We start from the raw sequence: 17,705 nt of genomic DNA, 5'->3' as shown, positions 1-17,705 counted from the left end.
CTCCTCGCCCCGGGAGTGCGCCACCGGACGGCGCAGGCGGCTGCGGGGCGGCTCGCACCGCGGAGCGGTGGCCACTCACTGGAAAGCCGCATGGATCTCCTGCTCGGTGGCCGTGTGGGAGACGACGAGGAGTTCGTCACCGGGGCGCAACCTCTCCGCCGGGTCCGGCACGGTCGGCTGCCCGTCCCGCACGATGGTGGCGACCACCGTGCCCTCGGGCAGGACCACGTCGCCCAGGGCCCGGCCCGCCGTCCGGGACTGCCGGGTGATGGCCGTCTCGATGACCTCGACCCCGGCCTTGCTGAGTCTCAGCAGGGCCACGGTGTCGGTGGCACCGGTGGCCTCCTCGATGAGGGAGATCAGCGGGGTGGCGGAGGGCACGGCGACGTCGACGCCCCAGCGGTCGTCGAACAGCCAGGCGTTGTCGGCTTCGTTGACACGAGCGGCGACGCGTGGCACAGCGAACTGCCTCTTGGCGAGGAGACTGATGACGAGGTTGTCCTCGTCGTCGCCGGTGGTGGCGATGAGGAGATCAGCGGTCAGGGCGCCGGAGCGCTCCAGGAGGGCAGGTTCGCAGGCGTCGCCCGCCATCAGCCGCACCGGGACCCGGCCTTCCAGGGCGGCCAGGCGGTCCTCGTCGGTGTCGACGAGGGTGACGGCGTTGTGGGCGGCGGAGAGCACCTGGGCGATCTGGGTGCCGAGCCGTCCCGCGCCGGCGATGAGTACGTTCACGTTCCCGGCTCCTTGCCGAGGAAGCCGCGCAGCCTGCCGAGCGCCGTCGCGGCGACGGCGACGGTGACGAGGTCGCCCGCCTGCGCGGTTGTGCTGTGCGCGGGGATGAGGGAACGTCCCGCGCGGGTGACCTCGACGACACGGATCTCGCCGTCGACGTCGAACTCGGTCAGCCGCCGGCCGACGAGGTAGGCGGGCACCTCCGAGCGGACCAGCAGGGACTCCCCGTTGCCGAAACTGAGTTCGGGGCTGAGGTGGCGGTGCAGCAGCATCCGGTGGAACTGGTGCACGGTCCAGCGGACTCCGGACACGGTGGGGATGCCGAGGTCGCGGTAGATGTCGGCGCGGCGTGGATCGTGGACGCGGGCGAGGACGATCGGCACGCGGTAGGTGTCCTTCGCCGTACGCGCACTGACGATGTTGCTGTTGTCCCGCGAGGTGACGGCGACGAAGGCGTCCGCGTGCCCGATCCCGGCGTCACGGAGCACGGCGCGGCTGAAGCCGTTGCCCTCGTGGAAGCGGATGCGAGGACTGTCGGGCAGCCGACCGGCGGCCCGGGGGCACCGGTCGACGACCTCGGTCTCGTGCCCCTCCGCGGCGAGGAGAGCGGCGAGGGCGGCACCCACCCGTCCGCAGCCGACGATGACGACCTTCACGGTGGGGCTCCTTCCCGGCGCGCATCGCGTCGGCGCAGCGACGCCTTGCGGATCTCGTCCGCCAGCAGCGGCAGGGTGCCGAGCGCGGCCAGGACGGCCCAGTCCTCGGCGTCGAGCGGAGCGGTGCCGAAGACTGCCTGGAGCGGCGGCAGATAGCTCACCGCGACCATGAGGGCGAGGCCGAAGCCGCCCGCGGCGAGCAGGGCGGGGTTGGAGAACAGGCCCGCCGTCCGGATGCTCTGCCGGTCGGTGCGCACGGCGAGCGCGTTGAAGAACTGGCTGAGCACGATCCCCGCCTGGACCATGGTGATCGCCTCCCGGTAGACGGGAGTGTCCTTGGTGAAGTCGTCGAACGGGATCCCCGATGCGAGGACGTGCCAGAAGAAGACGGCCGTGACGCAGACGGCCTGGATACCGCCGAGGAACAGGACCCGTCCCATCACGGCGGCCGAGAAGAGCCGCTCCCGGCGGGATCGCGGGGGACGGTCCATGACATCGGGCTCAGGGGGCTCGGCGCCCAGGGCCAGGGCCGGAAGAACGTCCGAGCCCAGGTCGATGGCGAGGATCTGCACAGCGCTGATGGGCACCAGCGGAAAGCCCGCGAAGGTGGCCGCCAGAATGGGGACCAGCTCCCCGATGTTGTGGCTGAACAGATAGACGAGGAACTTGCGGATGTTCTGGTAGACGGCCCGGCCGAGCCGGACGGCCGCCGCGATGGAGGCGAACGAATCGTCCAGCAGGACCATCGCGGCCGCCTCTCGGGCCACGTCGGTGCCTCCGGCCCCCATCGCCACACCGATGTCCGCGTGCTTGAGCGCGGGGGCGTCGTTCGCGCCGTCGCCGGTGACCGCCACCACCTCGCCCCGCCGCTGGAAGGCCTCGACCACGCGCATCTTGTGCTCCGGGCTGACGCGGCACAACAGCAGTTCAGACGGTTCGGCGAGCAGTGCGTCGAGCTGTTCGCCGCCCATGGTGTCCAGGCCCGCACCGGTCACCACCACGGGATCCGGCCCCCGCACGATCCCCACCCTGCGGGCCACGGCCTCTCCGGTCAGCGGGTGGTCCCCCGTGACCATGACGATCCGGATACCGGCCCGCCGGCAGGCGGCGACCGCCTCGGTGACCTCCGGCCGAGGCGGGTCCAGCATGCCCACCAGGCCGAGGAGGACCAGACCGGACTCCGCCTCCTGCCGCGTGGGTCGGGGCCCGTCGACCTCGCGTCGGGCGACGGCCAGCACACGCAGTCCCTGGGAGGCCAGTCCGTCGCCCGCCGCCACCACCGCCGCACGGTCCCGCTCGGTCACGGGCTCCCGTCGCCCGTCACGTTCCGCGTGCGTACAGCGCGCCAGCAGTTCGGCAGGGGCTCCCTTGACGCATGCCTGGTGGCCCGTCGCGATCCGGTGGACGGTGGTCATCAGCTTGCGCCGGGAGTCGAAGGGGAACACCGTCACCCGCGGTGCTGCCGCCGCTTCCGCCTCCATGTCCAGACCGGCCTTGGCCGCGACGACCAGCAGCGCGCCCTCGGTCGTGTCGCCCAGCACCCGCCAGCGCTCCCCGGGTCCCGACGGCGGCACCAGCCGCGCGTCGCAGCACAGACCGGCCACCCGCAGCAGCTCACGCACGGGCGCGGCGTCGCCCACCTCCCCGCGCGGGGCGTAGCCCACGCCCGTCACCTCATGAGTGCTCCCGGCCGCCCACACCCGGGTGACGGTCATCTCCGCCTGGGTGAGCGTGCCGGTCTTGTCGGTGCACACCACGGTGGTCGATCCGAGCGCCTCCACCGCGAGCAGCTGCTTGACCAGGGCCTGCCTCCGCGCCATCCTGCGCACGCCGATGGCCAGGGACACCGACAAGGTGGCGGGCAGACCTTCCGGCACCAGGGCGACCATCACCCCCAGCGCGAACACGAACGAGGGCAGAACCGACTCCCCGGCGGGCAGCCGTACAGCGAACATCAGCGCCCCGGTCGCCAGGGCCGCCCCTGCCACCCGGCGGGCCATGACGGCCACCTGGCGCTGCAACGGGGTCCTCTGCCGGGGGGCGGCAGCGGCCAGCCGGTAGATCCGGCCGAACTCGGTGGAGGCGCCCGTGGCGAAGACCACGGCACGCCCGGAGCCGGCGACGACATCGGTCCCCATGAAGACGCAGTTGCGGGCCTCCAACGCGGGCCCGGCCGCCACCGCTTCGGCCGTGCGGCCCGCCGCCTGGCTCTCCCCGGTCAAGGGCGCGTTGTCGACCGCGAGTTCGTGCGCTTCGACCACCCGGCAGTCCGCCGACACGGCGTCCCCGGCCTCCAGCAGCACCACGTCCCCCGGCACCAGCTCGCGGGCGGGCGCGTCCAGCCGTTCCCCGCCCCTCAGCACCCGGCAGGCTTGCGGCACCATCGCCGCCAAGGCCTGCGCCGTACGCTCGGCCGAGTACTCCTGCGCGAAGCCGATGCCCGCGTTCAGCACGACGACGGCCAGAATCGCGACCGCGAGCTGCAGAGTGCCCGCCTCACGCGGCTCCTGAAGTCCGTACGCCAGGAAGGTGATCGCCGAGGCGACCAGCAGGACTACCGCGAAGAGGTCCCTGAACTGTGCGAGCAACTCTCTCCGGACCGGCCGGCGGCGGGGCCGCGGCAGCCGGTTCTCCCCGTACTCCGCCAGCCGCTCGGCCGCCTGTTCGGGTGTGAGCCCGCGCCGCGAGGTGTCCAGCGCGGAGAAGACGTCGGCGGCCGCGAGACGTACGACAGCGGCAGGACGGGAAGCAGCGGGACCACCGCCCGCCGCGGCGCGGGCCGACGCGTGGGTCGTGGTGCGCATCATGCGGGCCCGTGCGGTGCTCCGGCCCTCGCCGCCGGTGTCACCCTACGGATCGTGCGAAGGGCCGCGGGTGAGTCGTCCATCACGGGCTCCAGGGTTGCGGCGGCCGTTCCTCGCCGGCCGCCGTCACGAAACGCGGCATCCTGTCATCCTGCGTCCGCCCGGAGGCCGCCACCAGGGCCGTCCGGGGCAGGGGTGCGGGACGTCCGGGCCGTCCGCCGGGACGGTCACGACGGGGCGGCGGGCGGGCGGCAGTGGGCGAGGAGCCCGAGGCCGAGCAGCGGACAGCGCGGAGCCGACGAGATCGATGCGAGGGCCTCCGGAGACCGGCGCGTCGGCGATGCCGCGGCCGAGAACCAGGATGCCGGGCACGAGCAGGACCTCCCCGGCGAAGACCCACCGCCAGGAGAAGCAGGCCGTCGCGACACATCCGACGACAGGCCCGACCGCGACCGCGACAGCGCCCGCTGCCGCGACAGGACCGTAGGCCGCGGGAGTACGTTCGGTGGCGAAGGCCCACCCGGAACGGTGGCCTGTTCCGGTTCGTCGGACGACGTGCCCCTTGACAGAGCGTACGGATGGCCCTTCGGTGACCTCATCGCCCTTCCCAGGGTGACCTCTGCACGCTTGTCGCGCTTCGGAGCAATCCGGCACCGCCACTCGCTCCGAACGGAAGGCATGGCGATGCACGAGGATCACCGGCCGGCAGTGCACACGTCCTTTCTGCTGCCCCGCGCACGGAACGTGGCAGAGGCGCACAACTGCCCGACCGCGGTGTCCGTCGGCGCGAGCCGCCACAGCGTGCGGGTACCGAGCCGCGCCGTCGCGTGGTGCGAGCGCGCCTTCGCGGCGCGCGTCGCCTTCGACGAGGCCACGCACCACACCACGCTGGGAATGCGCTGTGCGACGTGGCCGCTCTTCAGGATCGACGAGTTCGACGTCGCGGCCCGCACCGGCTTCACCCTGGCGGCACAAGGGCGGGTCACGGCCCTCACCGTCCTGTCCGGAGAAGTCGAATGCACCGTCGGCTCGGAGCGGGCGACCGCGGCCAGGGGTGACGCACTGCTGCTGCGCAGGCCCGGCATGCCGACCACGGGACGGGCCGGTCCGTCCTTCTCCGCCCGCGCGGTCACACTGGCCTGGACTCGTCCGGACCACATCTCCCCGGACCGGTGGGGCACGCGCCGTCCTGACCCGCGGCACGTCGCGACGCCGCGGCACGCGGATCTCTGGGAGGGTGCCGTGCGGCAGGCGATGGGCGTCTTCGACGCAGGCGGGATCGTGGCGTCCACGGCGCTGCACATGCTCCAGGTGACGCTGCTTGCCGCCTTCCCCGTACTCGGCGGTGCAGCGGCAGATGTCATCCCGCCCTGCGGCGGGCGGCCAGCTTCGTGAGCTGTGCTGCGATCTCGTCAGCCCACGCTTCGACTGCCGCCCAGTCCCGGTGATCGCCATAGCGACAACCGAGAAGGCGGAAGAAGACGGCCCCCTTGCGGTCCAGGTGCTCGCGCCGGATCACCCCGGAGAACCGTCGATGCTCGCGAGGGCGGACGAGGTCGACGAGTTCGGCGATACGCGGTTGGACCGCACGGTCCGCGAAACGGCGCACAGGTCCGGGCAGAGCGGCGGACATACCGACGCTGAACATCCACACCGGCCGATCACGCAACTGCCGCACCGCACCACGCACGAGGGCCTCGGCAGGGGGCAGCCAAGCCCCGTTGTGAATCGCGCTTCCCAGCACCAATGCGTCGCACTGGTCGAGCCAGTGCCCGCCGGTCACCTGGTCCAGTGCCCGCACGTCGGCATCATGACCGTGCGTTCTCAGCCGTTCGCCGATCCGCGAAGCGATCTCCTGTGTGGAGTGGTGCGCGGAGGCATGAAGGACCAGCACCTGCACCATGGTTCGTCCGCCCTCTTCGTTTCGGCGCGGACACCACGCATACCGGCGCCGAAGCGGTCAGCCGAGCCCCTGAACAAGCCCGTTGCTTCCACGATACGAAGCCAGGGGCCGTCGCCGAGGGCCCGACGGTCCCCGCGTGACAGCCGTTCGGCCCTCTCCCGGCACCTCTCGTGACGATACGAACGGCTGCGTCGTTCAGGCGAAGAAGCCGCTCCGGAGACGGGAGACCGCCCGGGACAGAAGACGGGAGACGTGCATCTGGGAGATCCCGAGTTCGGCGCCGATCTGGGCCTGGGTCATCTCCTGACCGAACCGCATTCCGATGATCCGGCGGTCCCGCTCGTCGAGCCGGCCGAGGAGGGGGGCCAGCGTGTGCAGGTCCTCGACGGTCTCCAGTGCGGGATCCACCGCACCCATGGCGTCGGAGTAGGGACGGGCGACACCGGCCGGGCCCTCGCCCTCCCCGGGCAGGTCCAGCGGGCCCGCGTTGTAGCCGTTGGAGGCGATCAGGCCGTCGATGACCTCCTGTTCGCTCATCTCCAGATGGCGGGCCATTTCCGCGACGGTCGGCTCACGGTCCAGACGCCCGGCGAGGTCGTCCTTCGCCTTCGCGAGAGTGACACGCAGTTCCTGCAGGCGTCGGGGAACGTGGACGGCCCAGGTCGTGTCGCGGAAGAAACGCTTGATCTCCCCGACGATGTAGGGGATGGCGAAGGTGGTGAACTCGACTTCGCGGGACAGGTCGAAGCGGTCGATCGCCTTGATCAGCCCGATGGTGCCGACTTGGGTGATGTCCTCGTCCATGTCACCGCCCTCACGGCTGCGAAAACGGCGGGCCGCGAAGTGGACGAGGGACAGGTTCATCTCGATGAGCGTGTTGCGCGCGTACTGATGGTCGCGGGTGCCTTCCTCCAGCACCTGGAGACGCTCGAAGAAGACCTTGGACAGGGCTCGGGCGTCCATCGGCGCGACCTTGCCCGCGTCCTCGATCCAGGGCAGCTCCTCCGCCTCCACCGCCCGCTCTCCCGGCGCGCCGGGCGCGATGTCCGCCGCGCTGTCGGCCTTCGGCGCAGAAATCGTTGCCATGTGCTCGCCCCTCACCGGTGGTGCACTCCTGCCGGACCGACGCCTTCCCGCGGACGACGGGGATACGCCCGGCGCACCGTCGCTTCTCCGGCGGGTCCAGCCCCTTTCCCTTCGGCCTGCCCGTATGTGCGCATGCGGCACCGATGCGGGTGACTGTTCGAACACCTTGACGCCGCCTGCCGACCACTCGGCCGCTCGCCCGCAACGGCAGGGAAAGGGCGGGGAACCGGCCCGTGCCGGTCCCCCGTCCTCGCCGGCTCAGCGGCTGCGGAGCCGAGTCAGCGTGTCGTCGAGGTCGGCGCGGCCGGGCCGGTTGTGGGGCAGCTTGGCAAGCATGGCGGCCATGCCGCAGGTGTTGGTGAGGGCGGAGAAGACCAGTCCGGCGGCGATGCCCGCGGAGAGGATCTGGAAGGCCGGGTGGAGGAGGACGCCCAGCAGAAGGCCGAGGAGCACGACGGTGCCGGCGGTGAATCGGACCTGCCGTTCCATGCCCCAGGTGGCGCGGGCGCCGCCCTGAGGGCGCTGGAGGTCGTGGCCCGCGGCGGCCCAGGCGCCCGTGCCGCCGGAGAGCGTGGCGGTGTCGATGCCGTTGTCGGCGAGAACGCGGCAGGCGGTCTCCGAACGGGCGCCCGATGCGCAGACGACCAGGACGTCACCGCGATCGGCGGCGTGGCGGATGTCCGGAAGGGCGTGCCGGATCTGGTCCAGGGGGATGTTGAGGGCACCGGGCACGTGACCGCCGGCGTACTCGCCGGGGGTGCGGACGTCGATGACGGTCAGTTCGTGCAGGCGGGAGCGGGCTTCTCCGGCTCCGAGGGTGAGGGGCGTGGTCACGGCGGATGTCATCCTTTTCTTTCGGCGGGGCCCCGGCAAAGGGGAGTAGATTACCCCTGGGGGTATCCGTGAGGAGTGGTGATGGAGATCGAACTGGCGGGAGCGGAACTGAAATCGGTCCTGAACCGGCTGCGCCGGGCGCAGGGACAGATCTCCGGAGTGATCCGGATGATCGAGGAAGGGCGGGACTGCGAGGAGGTCGTCACGCAGCTGGCGGCGGCTTCCCGGGCCCTCGACCGGGCCGGGTTCGCGATCATCGCCACCGGTCTCCAGCAGTGCATGACGGAGATGGAGGACGGCAGCCGCACCACCGAGGACCGCGACGAGACGCGAGGCCGGCTGGAGAAGCTGTTCCTCTCCCTCGCCTGACGTACCGCCCGTGCGTCGTTCGCACCGGCGGCGCCGCTCGCCCGCGGTCACCGGACGAGGACGTCGACGAGCATCAGCACCGCCACTCCCAGCAGGACGAGGGCGAAGATGCGTTGCAGGGTCTGCCCGGTGATCTTTGCCGCGAGGCGTTTGCCGTCCCACGCGCCCAGGATCGCCGCGCCGGTGAAGGGTGCGATCACCTCCCAGCGGAGGTCCCCGCCGGCCCCCGTCCGCGCGGTGAGCGCGGCCAGCGAGTTGACCGTGATGACGAGAAGACTGGTGCCGACGGCCCGCTTCATCCGCAGCCCCAGGACGCCGACCAGGGCAGGGACGGCGAGGAACCCGCCGCCGACGCCGAGGAATCCCGTCACGGCACCGAGTCCGGCGCCCGCGCCTACCGCTTTGGCGGGGCGCACCCGTTCGGGCGGTGCCGCCACGCCCGGGCGGAGCATCCGCAGTGCGGCCACGGCGGCGACGACCGCGAAGGCTCCTGTGAGCAGTGCCGCGGGAAGACTCCCGGCCACGGCTCCGGCGAGGAACGCGGGCACGATGCCCGCGGCCGCGAAGAGTGCGCCGGTCCTCCAGGCGACGTCTCCGCTCCGGGCATGGGCGTACAGGGCGGTGGCCGAGGTCGCGGTGACGATGATCAGGCTGGCGGTGGTCGCCGACGCCGGGGAGAAACCGAGCAGGTAGATCAGGGCGGGGACCGCGAGGACGCTGCCACCGCCGCCGAGGGCGCCCAGGGCCAGACCGATGACGGCCCCTGCGGCCAGGGCGAGAATCAGGGTGCTCACGTTATCGAGCCGCTGTTCCCGCGCTCGTCGACGACCGGAAATCCGGCGGCGGCCCACGCGTTCATGCCGCCCTGCACGTCCACCGCCTCTGCACCCCGCTCGACGAGCAGCTTCGCGGCCTGCCGCGAGCGGTGACCGCTGCGACAGATCACCACCAGCGGGCGACCCCGCGCGGAAGCCGGCAGTGCGGACCCCGCCGCCAGGCCGGTGAGCGGGGCGTGCACGGCACCGGGAGCGTGCCCGGCCCTCCACTCCGGCCCCTCCCGCACATCCAGCAGGACGGCTTCGGGCCCCTCACCGCCGGTGCGGACGCGCGCCTCGTCCACGGACAGACGCGGGGTGTTTCTGCGGAAGAGGAACATCGTCGAGTTCGCCTCTCTCTCGTTCATGCGGTGTCTCCGGTGGTTCCGGCGTCGGCCGGCGCCGGCTGTCTCAGTCGGTGACGACGGTGAGCCCGGCATCGGCAGCGGCGTCGAAGCCGTCGTCCACGGCCACCACGTGCCGCCCGGAGGCGTCCAGCAGCGAGGCGGCGATGCCCGCGCGCATGCCACCCGCGCAGTGCACCCAGACGGTGCCGTCCGGCACGTCACCGAGCCGACGGTGCAGTTCGTGGATCGGAATGTGGACGGAGCCCGCGATCCGGCCCCCGTCGCGCTCCGATGCGCGGCGGACGTCCACGACCACGATGTCGTCGAGGTTCCGGGCCGCCAGATCCGCGAACGTCGCGCGGGCGAAGGAGGCAGGGGTGTCGCCGTCACGGAGCCACGCCGCGGGCCCGCCGGTCGACGCCGCGGCGGGCCGGTCGATGCCGACCCGGACCAGCTCCCGCTGCGCCGCCGCCAACTGCTCGGCCGTCTCGGCGAGCAGGGTGACGGGCTTGCCCCACGGAATCATCCAGGCCAGGTAGGTCGCGAGCTTCCCGTCCGCCTCGAAGTTGAACGAGCCGGCGACATGGCCGTCCGCGAAGGCGATCCGGCTGCGGAGGTCCACCACCCACTCCCCCGCGGCGAGCCTCGCCGCGATCTCGTCCGGATCGGCGACCGCGGGTGGGGTCAGATCGACGGGATCGGGGCCGGCCGCGTTGGCCGGGCCCATGTGGGCGTAGTAGGCGGGCACGTCCTCCAGGCCGGCGAGAAGTTCGGCGACGAAGGTGTCCACATCCACGGTCAGCGCCGCGTTCGCGGCCTTCTCCTTGCCGATGGTCGTCGCGTCACCGTCAGCCTGGGCGGAGGAGCAGAAGCTGCCGAATCCGTGTGTGGGAAGGACAGCGGTGTCGTCCGGCAGGGCGTCGGCGAGCCGGTGCGCCGAGGCGTGCTGGGCCCGGGCGACCTGTTCGGTCAGGCGCGGCTCCACGAGGTCGGGCCGGCCCACCGTACCGATGAGCAGGGACCCACCCGTGAACGCGGCCACCGGCCGGCCCGATTCACCGAGCACGTACGCGGTGTGGTGCGGCGTGTGACCGGGCGTGGCGACCGCTGTCAGGGTCAGTCCGGTGTCGATGTCGACGGTGTCACCGTCGCGCACCGGGGTCCGGGAGAACGACACGTGCGCGCCGGCCGGCACGAGGTAGTCCGCTCCCACGATCCGGGCCAGCTCCAGGCCGCCGGTGACGTAGTCGTTGTGGATGTGCGTCTCCACCACGTGCGTGATGCGCACGCCCCGTCGCGCGGCGGCGGCGAGCACCTGACCGACGTCCCGCGGCGGGTCGACCGCCACGGCCGCGGACTCGCCGCCGGCGAGGTAGCTGCGGTTGCCGAGCCCCTCCAGATCGATCACCTCAACGAAGAACACCGCGATACTCCTCTCGCTGGAAATTACCCCCGGGGGTATGTCGTCACCGTAACACCTTTACCCCCGGGGGTATATTCCGCGAGTGTCGGCCACCGGCTCGACGGCCCGCTCGAGGCGGTCGCGGAACACGGGGACGGCGGCGGCCCTGCCGCTGCCCGGACTCCCGGAACCCACCACGCCGGACCGCGTCACCTGCTACGGCGCGAGGGAGAAGCAGTCCCGCTTCTCCTGCGTGAAGCGCGAGCCGTCGGTCGGCAGCGGGTGGGTCTCCTCGTCGGCCGCCGACGCCCTGGGCCCCAAGGCATCGGAGAGCCTGTCGGCAGCGTCGCGTACGGCACCGAGGACGTCGCGGAGGTCGTCGTGCCAGGGGGCGAAGCGATGCATGAGCGCTTCGACGGTGTGGGAGGGTACCGGGCGCGCGGGTTGGGTCGATGCCCGGGGCACGCAGGGCTTTGAGGACGACGGCGAGACGGGAGGCACGCGAGAGGCCCGAGACGATGGCGACCAATGCGGCCTGGCAACAGGGGGCAGGGAGTGGCTACGACCAGGAGGGCGACCACGCGGATCGCGGAGCCGCTGATCAGCGTGGCCGGGCCCGGCCAGGACGCGGGACAGTGGGGGGAACCAGGCCGCACAGCGGTCGGCCAACCGAACGGCCGGCGCGGACCCGCCCCGGCCTGCGCCCGTTCGACCTGGAGGCCTGCACCGGTGAGCACTCGCCGGCCGTCTCGCGGTGAAGGCCAGGAGGACCGGTTCGAGCCGTGCGGACACGTCCGCTGTGGTCGGGCGGCTGGGTCGTGATGCGGTGGGAGGCCTGGCGGACCTCGGCCTGCGCCGCGCGGCAGCCGTCGGACCTGGCTGTTCCTCTTCGACTCATCGTGGGGCCGCCGCCAGGCAGCGGCCTCAAGGGCACTGTTCCGGGACCGGATGTCCGATGACGTGCGTGTTGGTCATGGCGGGTCGGTATCGAGATGGAGGGCCAGGCGGGGGCACGCCGCGACGGCTCGGCGGGCGAGGGTGCGCAGGTGCTCCGGGACTCCCGGGTCCCTGATGACGGGGTAGCCCCATTCGTCGAGGTCGATCAGTTCGGGCAGGATTTCGCCGCACAGGCCCTGCCCGGTGCAGGCGATGCGGTCGACGCGCAGCGTCTTGATACGGGTCATCGCCAGGTCTCCGGGGGTACGGCGGGCGGTACGGGGATGGCGGGTGGCTGGTGACCCACACCGGCGCAGGGGCCGCGGGTGAGGTGGAGGTCGACGTCGTCGGCGAATGCGCTCAGGGCGGAGGCGGCGAGCCCGGCGGCGCCGTCGGGGTGGCGGCAGGCGCCCCGGTCCGGCAGCAGACCTGTCCTCCGTCGCAGCCGGTGCAGCAGGTCGGGATCGGCCCGTCCGGCGGCCAGCGCGGAGAAGTCGTCGGCGACGGCGGGCAGTCCGAAGCGGCAGGGACCGCACTGGTCCGTGCTCTGGGCGGCGAGGTAGGCGAGTATGCGTGCCGTCTCGCCGAGACCACAGGCTGTGCGGGGAAGAGCGATGAGAACGCCTGCCCCGGGTGCGGCACCCCACGGGGCCAGGTCGCGCCGGGTGAAGGGGAGGTCCATGCGTTCCGCGGGCAGCCAGGTGCCGGCGAAACCCCCGATCAGGACTGCTCTCAGAGGCTGCGGGCGGGTTTCCTGGCGGTCGAGCACCGTGGCGAGAGGTGTGCCGAGCGCGATCTCCCGGACGCCGGGCACGGCGACGGCGCCGGAGACGGTGACGAGTGCGGTGCCGGGCTCCTCCGGGGTTCCCGTTCTCCGGAACCAGTCAGGTCCGTAGCGGGCGATGAGGGCGAGGTGGGCCAGCGTCTCGGCGTTGTTCACAAGGGTGGGGCGGCGGGCGACGCCGCGTTCGTGGGCACGTGGCGAACCGCCCTGCGGGCGGGCGGGTCCGCCGTTGAGCCAGCGGACCAGCGAAGTCGACTCGCTGGAGACGTAGGCGTGCGGAAGGGCGTGCAGGCGCAGCCGCACTGGGTCGAGGCGAGCGTGCCGTCGTTCGTCCAGGGCATCGCTGACGTGCCGGTACTGGGCGGCGCGGACGCGCGGAAGACACACGTGGACGGTGTCGGCGCCGACGGCGATCGCGGCGAGGACGGCACCGTCGAGGACGAGGTGGGGCGCGGCGGCGAGCAGAACCTGGTCCTTGCGGCTGGCCGGTTCGCTCTCCATGGCGTTGACGACGACCACCGTCCGGCCCCCGCGTCCCGCCACCGCTCGCAGCTTCCGTGCGGTGGGGAACCCGGCGCCGCCACGACCGGTGAGCCCGGCCGACTCGACCATCTCCACCAACGATGTCGACGCCTGGCCGCCTCCCAACGTGGCGAAGGGAGGCTGCCCGTGGCGCTGGAGGTGGTCGGTGAGGCCGGCGGGGTGCCCGGTGGCCCGCCATCCGGCCAGCAGCCGGATGGAGGTGGCGCCGCCGGGCTCAGCCGTGTGTGCGTGGAGCGCGGGCACCGGCGTCGAGGAGGTCATCGTCCGCCTCCGGGCAGGACCGTCGTCGTGGCGGCCTGCTGCGCCCATCCCGGCTGCAGGGGCCCCGTGGCCAGGAAGGCGGTCAGCACCACGGGTAGGGCAATGGTGGCCAGGGCTGCCACCAGGCGCCCGGTGACTCGTCCGGGACCGGCCTTCGCCAGCCGCCAGCACACGGCACCGACCACCGCCACGAGGCAGGCGGCATACAGCCACAGCTGGAGGGGGAGACGGGTGTCGGTGCCGGTCCCGGCGCCGTGGAAGAGAGCGAACGGCCAGGCCGCGTAGGCCAGCCAGTGCACGGCCTTCCAGCGGCGCACGCCGAATCGGCGCCGGAGCGCGCTGGTGACCAGCACCGCGAGCAGCAGGTCGAACGCGGCCGTGCCCAACCCGAGCCAGAGCGGCCGGTAGGAAGCCCCGAACGGCATGACGGACACGGCCCAGCCCAGATGAACGAACGGATCGAGCACCGCGGTCACCACATGGACGGCGAGGAACACGACGGTGAGCAGGGACAGGTTGCGGTGCATCAGCCCGACCTCGAACCTGCCGATCCGTCGCGGCGTGGTGCGTCCACCGGAGGCGATGCCGAGCACAACGGTGGCGGTGAGCAGGATCAGGGCGAGGGTGCCACCCGCGCGGCTGGCGTACCACAGAGGGCTCCCGGTCACCGCGAGCGTCGTCATCGCGGGCGTCGTCATCGCGGGCCTCCGTGAGACGTGCCCCGTGAGCCGGCGGAGTCGGGAGCGCCGGCGTCGAGCGGCCAGCCGCCCACGCGCGTGACGGTCCCGTCGAGAGCGGTCAACCGGGCAGGCAGCCCGGTCGCTCGCAGCCAGTCCGGAGCCCGTTCGCCGAGCACGATCGAAGCCGTGCTCATGGCGTTTGCGTCCAGGCAGGTGGCGGCCGCGACGGTGACCGTGCGCCACACGGGTACGGCGGGGTCTCCTGTGACCGGGTCGACGATGTGGTGCAGGACCCGTCCGCAGCGCCGCCAGGTGCGTACCCGGATGCCCGACGTCGCCAGCGCCCCTCCTGTCACCGCCACGGCAGGACCGCCTTGCGGAACAGGCTGGGCGTGGTCGTCGGCGAGGCCGATCGTCCAGCCGCCCTCAGGGGCAGGTCCTGCTGTCGCCAGGTCACCGCCGAGGCTGACCAGGACTCCGCAGTCGGTCACCCGGCCGATCTGCCGGGCGGCACGGTCAGCGGCCAGGGCCTTGGCAGTGGCGCCGAGGTCGAGGCGGGTGCCGGGAGGCAGCCGCAGTCGGCGGGTACGCGGGTCGAAGGCGATCCGCCGCCAGCCGGGCGCCGGCCGGGCTACGGGTACGGGGCGGACGTCCTCGGGCGAAAGGGAGGCGAAGGAGCGGTCGTAACCCGATGCGATCACCGCGCTGCCCACGGTCGGATCCACAGCGCCGCCGGTGAGGCGGGCAACACGCAGGGCGGACTGCAGGGCTTCGGAGAAGTACTCGCCCACCGTCGTCGTGACGCCCGCGCTCACATTCACACGCGTCAGTTCGGAGTCGGGACGGAAGCGGCTGCACGCGAGGTCGACGGCAGCCAGCTCGGCGCGCAGCACCGCTTCCGCCGTGCGAAGGACGGCCGGGTCGGTGACCAGCAGGACGGCCGCTGTTCCGAGGGCGGGAAACGCGACGCGAGAGGGAGCGACAGCGGAGTCGTGCGGGGTCATGACGCCCCCGTCGTGGTCTGCGGTTGCTGCTGGGTCGCGGCAGGCGGCTGGGCCGGTGGCTGGGGAGCGGGTGGCGTCACGGGGGCACCCTCCTCGTCGTCGTTCTCGTCCTCGTGGGCCGTCGGCGACTCGCTGCGCTCGCCGCCCTGGCCCGCAGTGGCTCCGGTAGAGGCGGGGGGCTTGTTGACGGGTGCGTTCGCCGGCGCGGGGGCGGCCGGTGCACCTGGGAGCAGATGTGTGTAGGCGCCTCCCAGAGCCGCCGCGCCGGCGGCAGCCGTGGCCGCGACCAACACCGTGGTGCGGCGGCTGCGGCGCAGACCGCGGTCGCGTGCGCGCGAGGCGGAGGCGGGTGTCCGCGGGAGGTCGTCGGACGAGGGGGCCATGGCAGCGCTCCCTGGAGGATCGGCGGCCTGGATCGGCTGCGTGCACATCCAGGCTGTGTCGACGGCGCCCAGGAACTCGCTCACGTCGCCTTCAGAACCGGTTAAGATCTTGGCGTCCCGCGCCGCCCGTGGCGCCCTCCCGCCACGCGGGCAGGTCCAGGACGACGGTCAGTCCCGTTCCGGGCGTGTCCTCCAGTCGTGCCGTGCCGCCGTTGACGGTGACCAGTCGGTGCACGATGGCCAGCCCGAGGCCCGTGCCTCGGGCCTCGGGGTTGCCGAACCTGCGGAAGGCGAACGCCTTCGCATCGTCCGTCATGCCGGGTCCGTCGTCTCGCACGACGACCCGAACCCCCTCCCCCACCCTGCCGCGGTCGAGCGTGATCGTTCCGCGTTCGGGCACGGCCTCCACTGCGTTCGCGATCAGGTTGTCGAGAATCTGTTCCAGATGCCCCGCGCCCAGGGCCACGGTCGGTCCCGGCCCCTGCGACACGGCAGTCAGCCGGATACCGCGTTCCTCGGCGACGGGCCCCCATGCCGCAACCCGCTCGGCCACCACCTCGTCAACCGGCACGGCCATCGGACGCGGTGTCGTCTGCTCGGCACGCGCGACAGCCAGCAGCCCGTCGACCATCCGGGACAACCGCGCGATCTCCTCCTGCGCGGCACCCAGCTCGGTCGAGACGTCACCCTCAGCACCGGCGGCCAGGACGTCCAATCGCAGCCGCAGTGCGGCCAGCGGGGTGCGCAACTGATGGGAGACATCGGCGATCACGGCGCGGTGGCCGTGCACAAGGGCCTCCGTGCGGGCCGCCATGGTGTTGAAGGTGGCGGCCAGCCGACGCACTTCCGGCGGACCGGCCTCGACGTCGGCCCGCTCGTCCAGAACCCCCTCGCCCAGTCGCCGGGCACTGGCATCCAGTGTCGACAACGGCCGACTGACCCATCGGGCCAGGCGCACGGACAGCACCGCGGACGCGGCCAGCCCTGCGACACCGATCGCGGCGGACCAGCTCCAGATCGCCGCGATCCGGGCGTCCAGCGGGCCGGCGGAGCGGGCCAGGACGACGGCCCCGGCGGGCCGGCGTACGTCACCGGCCGGTTCTGCGGTCACAAGCCGTCCCCGCGACTGCGGTGGCTCCGCGGGCCGGTGCCCGTCCAGCACTTCGCGTACCATAATTTCCGCTTCCTCGCCCTCAGCCGCCGCACAGGGCGTACGGGCCACCACGCGCCCGGAGGCGTCGTACACGGCGGCGCAGTCCCCGGCCCTCGCCGCGGCGTCCAACTCCTCGCGCATGACGGTGGGCGGCTGGTTGTCGGAGAGGTGCTCCTCGGCCACCGCGGCGATCACCCGCGTGGCCGCCCGCTGACTGTCGCGGAAGGCGACGCGCTCGCGCGCCGTGAGTGACACCGCCAGCGGTACGACCGCCAGCAGCAGCAGCAGGGAGGTGAGCACCAGGAGCGTCCAGGTGATCCGCCGTGTCACGGCTTCTCCCGCGACTCCCTGACGGTCCCCAGCCGGAAGCCCCGGCCGTAAACGGTCTCGACCAGCCCCGGCACGCCGATCTTGCGGCGAAGTGCGGCCACATGAACGTCGAGTACCTTCGTCGGGCCGTACCAGTGGGCGTCCCACGCCCGCTCCAGGATCTGCTGCCGCGTCACCACTCGGCCCGGGTCCACGGCCAGGCATTCCAGGATGCCGAACTCCTTCGGCGTCAGCGCCACCGCACGTCCGTCGACCGTGACCTGCCGGGTGCGCAGGTCCAGCGCCAGCGGCCCGTGGCGCAGGGTCTCCGGCCCGGACGGCCGCCTGCGGCGCAGCACGGCCCTGATCCGCGCCAGCAGCTCGGCCAGCCCGAAAGGCTTGACCAGGTAGTCGTCGGCGCCCTCGTCCAGGGCCACCACCCGGTCGGCCTCCTCTCCGCGCGCGGTCACCGCGATGATCGCGACGTCCGATCGGGCACGCAGCCGCCGACACACCTCCACGCCGTCGATGTCCGGCAAGCCCAGATCCAGCAGGACGACATCGGGTGTCGGCGCCGACAGCGCCTCCCGCCCTGTCCGGACGCCTTCGGCTCCGTACCCGGCCTGCCGAAGGCCACGCACCAAGGACTCCGCGATGCCGCGGTCATCCTCCACGACTAGCACCAATGCCGTGTAGTTAGGGGT

Annotated in this window: 19 protein-coding genes and 1 pseudogene; 2 read left to right on the top strand and 18 right to left on the bottom strand. The window is 72.6% G+C overall.

From position 1 onward, the window contains the following. Positions 1–75: 75 nt before the first annotated feature. The 3 genes from JE024_RS37485 to JE024_RS37475 are packed head-to-tail and all read right to left on the bottom strand — an operon-like array spanning position 76 to position 4,195. On the bottom strand, positions 76–732 hold the full coding sequence (locus JE024_RS37485) for a potassium channel family protein (RefSeq protein ID WP_205378279.1): 657 nt from the start codon (positions 730–732) through the stop codon (positions 76–78). After that, positions 729–1,388, bottom strand: coding sequence for a potassium channel family protein (locus JE024_RS37480; protein ID WP_205378278.1), 660 nt, complete (start codon positions 1,386–1,388; stop codon positions 729–731). Before JE024_RS37480 ends, JE024_RS37485 begins: the two co-directional genes overlap by 4 nt. Further along, entirely contained in the window at positions 1,385–4,195 is a 2,811-nt protein-coding gene (locus tag JE024_RS37475) for a cation-translocating P-type ATPase (protein ID WP_205378277.1), read from the bottom strand. The genes JE024_RS37480 and JE024_RS37475 overlap by 4 nt, the downstream gene beginning before the upstream one ends. Positions 4,196–4,900: 705 nt before the next feature. Between JE024_RS37475 and JE024_RS37470 the strand changes: the two genes are divergently transcribed. Further along, entirely contained in the window at positions 4,901–5,587 is a 687-nt protein-coding gene (locus JE024_RS37470; RefSeq protein WP_205378276.1) for a hypothetical protein, read from the top strand. On the opposite strand, the gene JE024_RS37465 is transcribed toward JE024_RS37470, so the two are convergent. The 3 genes from JE024_RS37465 to JE024_RS37455 form a co-directional block, all read right to left on the bottom strand. Further along, the gene (locus JE024_RS37465; RefSeq protein ID WP_205378275.1) at positions 5,553–6,095 is read right to left on the bottom strand and encodes a flavodoxin domain-containing protein; all 543 of its coding nucleotides are present in this window, start codon (positions 6,093–6,095) and stop codon (positions 5,553–5,555) included. The genes JE024_RS37470 and JE024_RS37465 overlap by 35 nt on opposite strands. A gap of 195 nt (positions 6,096–6,290) precedes the next feature. Then, complete coding sequence (locus JE024_RS37460; protein ID WP_205378274.1) at positions 6,291–7,181, bottom strand: SigB/SigF/SigG family RNA polymerase sigma factor; 891 nt, start codon at positions 7,179–7,181, stop codon at positions 6,291–6,293. 258 nt (positions 7,182–7,439) lie between these two features. Further along, positions 7,440–8,015, bottom strand: a complete 576-nt coding sequence (locus tag JE024_RS37455) for a rhodanese-like domain-containing protein (RefSeq protein ID WP_205378273.1) — start codon at positions 8,013–8,015, stop codon at positions 7,440–7,442. Between the two features lie 81 nt (positions 8,016–8,096). Between JE024_RS37455 and JE024_RS37450 the strand changes: the two genes are divergently transcribed. Continuing rightward, entirely contained in the window at positions 8,097–8,384 is a 288-nt protein-coding gene (locus JE024_RS37450; RefSeq protein ID WP_205378272.1) for a metal-sensitive transcriptional regulator, read from the top strand. Positions 8,385–8,431: 47 nt separating this feature from the next. On the opposite strand, the gene JE024_RS37445 is transcribed toward JE024_RS37450, so the two are convergent. The 12 genes and pseudogenes from JE024_RS37445 to JE024_RS37395 form a co-directional block, all read right to left on the bottom strand. After that, a complete protein-coding gene (locus tag JE024_RS37445; RefSeq protein ID WP_205378271.1) occupies positions 8,432–9,178 on the bottom strand; it encodes a sulfite exporter TauE/SafE family protein in 747 nt (248 codons plus the stop codon). Then, positions 9,175–9,540, bottom strand: coding sequence for a rhodanese-like domain-containing protein (locus JE024_RS37440; protein WP_205378581.1), 366 nt, complete (start codon positions 9,538–9,540; stop codon positions 9,175–9,177). The genes JE024_RS37445 and JE024_RS37440 overlap by 4 nt, the downstream gene beginning before the upstream one ends. Before the next feature lie 70 nt (positions 9,541–9,610). Next, positions 9,611–10,969: an MBL fold metallo-hydrolase gene (locus tag JE024_RS37435; RefSeq protein ID WP_205378270.1), complete on the bottom strand. Its 1,359-nt coding sequence runs from the start codon at positions 10,967–10,969 to the stop codon at positions 9,611–9,613. A gap of 195 nt (positions 10,970–11,164) precedes the next feature. Next, complete coding sequence (locus JE024_RS37430; RefSeq protein WP_205378269.1) at positions 11,165–11,353, bottom strand: hypothetical protein; 189 nt, start codon at positions 11,351–11,353, stop codon at positions 11,165–11,167. A 67-nt stretch (positions 11,354–11,420) separates the two neighbouring features. After that, positions 11,421–11,635 (bottom strand): annotated as a pseudogene (locus tag JE024_RS41555) (heavy metal translocating P-type ATPase); the annotation flags it as partial. Positions 11,636–11,919: 284 nt separating this feature from the next. Then, positions 11,920–12,132 (bottom strand): ferredoxin, encoded by a 213-nt coding sequence (locus JE024_RS37425; RefSeq protein ID WP_205378268.1) that lies wholly within the window; start codon positions 12,130–12,132, stop codon positions 11,920–11,922. Beyond that, positions 12,129–13,472: an NADH-ubiquinone oxidoreductase-F iron-sulfur binding region domain-containing protein gene (locus JE024_RS37420; protein ID WP_205378267.1), complete on the bottom strand. Its 1,344-nt coding sequence runs from the start codon at positions 13,470–13,472 to the stop codon at positions 12,129–12,131. Before JE024_RS37420 ends, JE024_RS37425 begins: the two co-directional genes overlap by 4 nt. Continuing rightward, the gene (locus tag JE024_RS37415) at positions 13,469–14,170 is read right to left on the bottom strand and encodes a ferric reductase-like transmembrane domain-containing protein (RefSeq protein WP_244883529.1); all 702 of its coding nucleotides are present in this window, start codon (positions 14,168–14,170) and stop codon (positions 13,469–13,471) included. Before JE024_RS37415 ends, JE024_RS37420 begins: the two co-directional genes overlap by 4 nt. Continuing rightward, positions 14,167–15,156 (bottom strand): FAD:protein FMN transferase, encoded by a 990-nt coding sequence (locus tag JE024_RS37410; RefSeq protein WP_205378266.1) that lies wholly within the window; start codon positions 15,154–15,156, stop codon positions 14,167–14,169. The genes JE024_RS37415 and JE024_RS37410 overlap by 4 nt, the downstream gene beginning before the upstream one ends. Continuing rightward, a complete protein-coding gene (locus JE024_RS37405; protein ID WP_244883527.1) occupies positions 15,153–15,623 on the bottom strand; it encodes a hypothetical protein in 471 nt (156 codons plus the stop codon). The genes JE024_RS37410 and JE024_RS37405 overlap by 4 nt, the downstream gene beginning before the upstream one ends. Before the next feature lie 7 nt (positions 15,624–15,630). Then, entirely contained in the window at positions 15,631–17,022 is a 1,392-nt protein-coding gene (locus JE024_RS37400) for a sensor histidine kinase (RefSeq protein WP_205378265.1), read from the bottom strand. Continuing rightward, the gene (locus JE024_RS37395) at positions 17,019–17,684 is read right to left on the bottom strand and encodes a response regulator transcription factor (RefSeq protein WP_205378264.1); all 666 of its coding nucleotides are present in this window, start codon (positions 17,682–17,684) and stop codon (positions 17,019–17,021) included. The genes JE024_RS37400 and JE024_RS37395 overlap by 4 nt, the downstream gene beginning before the upstream one ends. Positions 17,685–17,705 lie beyond the last annotated feature (21 nt).

This window comes from Streptomyces zhihengii (assembly GCF_016919245.1).
GTDB lineage: Bacteria > Actinomycetota > Actinomycetes > Streptomycetales > Streptomycetaceae > Streptomyces > Streptomyces zhihengii.
Note: the sequence above shows the minus strand (reverse complement) of the source record. Positions and strands in the feature narration are given on the sequence as shown.